We start from the raw sequence: 3,704 nt of genomic DNA, 5'->3' as shown, positions 1-3,704 counted from the left end.
CAACGATTTCATTTTATGATGCAGTATTTATTGCGGATGAGGAAGATGCGAAGCTGGAAGTACGTCAACGATTTGCAGACAAGCTTCAGCAGTTGAAAGCAGATGGTGGGCAAACAATTTTATGTATTTTCGGTCCAGAAGGGGGCATCTCACGTAAAGAAAGTGATGCACTCATTGAAGCTGGAGCAAAAACAATGTCACTTGGACCTCGTATATTACGAGCAGAAACAGCACCGTTATATGCGTTATCTGCAATTTCATATGAATTTGAATGATAAAGGTATTATAAAAAGGATGAGAAAAGCAGAAACGTTGCTTAGACAACATTTCTGCTTTTTTAACTTTTACATAAATTCAATTCAAAAAGGACTACTGGTAATCGATAGTATAATTAACAAGAGAACAATCTTCTTCACCTTAACAGAGAGAAAGATCACTTCTCCCACTATAAATTTTCGTAGGTATTGCGGGTTTACTTCATTTTGTTACTGTTGATATTAACGATCTAGGTGACCGATAAGATGAAAAGTGAGAAAAGTTACTTAGTTAGACACTTATATTTTTCCGCGTTGTCACATGGGGAGTGTCCGCTGCTAATAACAGCGGGACACTTCCTTTTTAGATAGGATCCCTAATCCCTATGTCAGAAACTATTCAAAAAATAACCTACAATTCCAAAAGCCTATCCGATTTTTTGTCGGAGAAGTTTTTGCTTCCTCTACTCTCAGAATAATTTCTTTCATTAATAATCATGTAAATCTTGGGGTTTTTTAAGTCCTATCACTCTCCATTTCTTCCGCTTAATTTTAAAAATATTTTGGAACTCAACAACCTCATTTACACGGTATGACGAGCCTAATTTGACGCTGTGTTTTCAAGTGTATTTGGTAAAAATATGTAAATATAATATTGACTAAAGAACTATTTTTCTTTAACATTATACTTAATATTCAGAAAATATTGATATTTCACAATATTTAGTATAAAGAGGCGGGGTAGGATGGCTAAATGAAAGATACGGCAGTAGAAGCGAACAGGTTACTTAAAGAGGCACTTGCTTTGAAGGATCAATTAATTGAGTGGCGTAGACATCTTCATATGAATCCAGAGTTGTCATTTGAAGAGTATGAGACGTCAAAGTTTGTTTTAGAGAATTTGAAAGATCTTGGTTTTGAGATTCAGGCACCGGTGGCGAAAACTGGAATAGTTGCTCTTCTGCGAGGTACTCAGCCAGGTCCGACTGTTGCATTAAGGGCAGATATGGATGCGCTTCCTATACAAGATGAGAAATCTGTTACATATGCTTCGACTGTTCCGGGTGTAGCTCACTTATGTGGGCATGATGCTCATACGACTATTTTGTTGGGAGCGGCCAAGATACTTAGTAAGCAGAGACCGTTGAAAGGGAATATAAAGTTTATTTTTCAACCGGCTGAGGAAGGGTTAGCAGGGGCTTTACATATGGTTAAAGAAGGGGTACTTGAAAACCCAAATGTCGATGTTATTGCCGGTTTGCACGTTCATCCTACTGCAAGTACAGGATTTATAACGGTTGCGAAAGATGTAGCAATGGCATGTGCGGATTCTTTCGACATAGAAGTGATTGGAGAGGGTGGTCATGCAGCTCATCCTCATATGTCCATTGATTCGATTACGGTTGCGGCAGAGGTAATCTCTTCCTTGCAGCAAATTGTGAGCCGTTCAGTTGACCCTTTGAAACCAGCTGTTTTGACAATAGGTAAAATTGAGGGTGGCTTTAAGAGAAATGTCATCGCTCCATCTGTTCGTATGGAAGGAACAGTGAGAGTTTTAGACCCATCATTGAGAAAAATTATTTCCAAAAGAATGGAACAGTATATTAAAGGCATCTGTGAAGGAATGGGGGCTACTTATAAATTCGATTATAAATTTGGTTATCCTTCTGTTAAAAATGATAATCGCTTGATTCCTTTATTAGATTTAGTTGCTGAAAAGATATTGGGTGACAGTAAATTATTGATTGTTAATCCGAGCATGGGTGGCGAGGATTTTGCTTACTATGCTGAGAAGGTGCCAGGCATTTTCTTCCGATTAGGAACCTATAACGAAGAAAAGGAGTGTGTCTATCCAAATCATCACCCGAAATTTGATATTGATGAAGATGCACTGCCATATGGCTCCGCTTTACTGGCACAATTCGCTCTTGATTACATCGACAATCATTCAAAAGAGCAGTAAGTATGGGATTTACGAGAATATATAGAAAAGGGGAATGAGTATGAAGAAATGGTTAGGACTAGCTAGCACTGTGCTTTTGACAGTGGGATTGTTGGCTGCATGTAATGGCGAGGAATCTTCTGAGGGCGACAAAGAGGATCGAACGTTAACGATTGCAATGGGGACGGACATGGTGACATTTGATGTTCATAACCATACAAATACTTCTACTGAAGCAATTCACGTGAACATGTTTAACTATCTGTTTAAACGTGATAATGAGACAGGTGAGATTGTCCCAGACTTAGCTGAGAGCTATAAAAAGATAGACGATACTACTTGGGAAGTAAAGCTAAAAGAAGGAGTTACTTTCCATAACGGTGAGGCGTTAGATTCTGAGGATGTTAAATTCTCACTTGAAAGAGTTGCACTTGATTCAACATTACTTGATCACATTAACTATAAAGCTATTAAAGAGGTAGAAGTGATTGATGAGCTTACACTCCGTATTATTACACACGAACCAGATCCAGCCTTACTGAATAGAATTTCAAGGATAGCTTCTAGTATCCTTCCTTCTGAATATATTGAAGAGCACGGAATGGATCATTTCTTGGATAATCCAGTTGGGACAGGACCATTTAAATTTGTTGAATGGAAGCGTGACGATCGCATCGTCCTAGAAGTCTACGAGGATTATTTCGCTGGAAAAAATAAAGAATGGGATGAAGTTGTATTCCGTGTAATCCCTGAAAACTCTACGCGTGTTTCCGAGTTATTAACAGGTGGAGTTGACATTGCAACAAACATACCACCAAGTGAGTGGGAGCGTGTAGAAAAAAACGATGGAACATATTTATCGCAAGGTGCTTCTAACCGAACAGTAATGATCTTCTTACGTTCAACGGAAGGATATCCGACATCAGATCCTAGAGTAAGAAAAGCATTAGACTTAGCAATTGATAACAAGGCAATTACAGATAACCTTCTAAATGGAGCTGGTATACCAACGATTACGCGTGTTGCACCAGGGAACTTTGGTTTTGCTGAAGATCTTTATAATACGTACAACTATAATGTAGAAGAAGCAAAAAGATTATTGGCGGAAGCAGGCTATCCAGATGGCTTTGAAATGACTTTCCACTCTCCAAAAGGACGTTATTTACAGGATGCTGAAATCTCTGAGATGGTTGCTGGAATGTGGAGTGCAATTGGCGTAAAAGCAAAAGTTGAGTTCATGGAGTGGAGTACCTTCGTTGAGCTTCGTAGTTCAGGTAAAAACAAGGATGCTTATTTACTAGCTTTAGGTAACTCTATGTTTGATGCTGCGAATGCACTAGATTGGTATAACTTTGAGAGATTTAAAGGTCAAATTGATTATTACAATGAAGAAGTAGAAGAGTTATTAGCAGCTGCTGCTAAAAATATGGATCCAGAAGAAAGAGAACAACAGTATATTAAAGCACAACATTTATTAGCTGAAGATACAGCTCACATAGTTCTACATC

General features: G+C 38.3%; 3 protein-coding genes. All 3 read left to right on the top strand.

Annotated features, from left to right (window positions below):
* Nucleotides 1–275, top strand: a 275-nt coding sequence (locus AC06OU_RS01895; RefSeq protein ID WP_475853594.1) for an RsmE family RNA methyltransferase, incomplete at its 5' end; no start/stop codon positions are given.
* Between the two features lie 733 nt (nt 276–1,008).
* A complete protein-coding gene (locus tag AC06OU_RS01890) occupies nt 1,009–2,217 on the top strand; it encodes a M20 metallopeptidase family protein (protein ID WP_475853593.1) in 1,209 nt (402 codons plus the stop codon).
* 40 nt (nt 2,218–2,257) lie between these two features.
* Nucleotides 2,258–3,704: ABC transporter substrate-binding protein (locus tag AC06OU_RS01885; protein ID WP_475853592.1), on the top strand; the 1,447-nt coding region annotated here is incomplete at its 3' end.

Source organism: Psychrobacillus sp. (assembly GCF_056205495.1).
Note: the sequence above shows the minus strand (reverse complement) of the source record. Positions and strands in the feature narration are given on the sequence as shown.

Coding starts and splice junctions, on each gene's coding strand:
- AC06OU_RS01890 (WP_475853593.1), top strand. CDS start 1,009: ATGAAAGATACGGCAGTAGAAGCGAACAGGTTACTTAAAGAGGCACTT.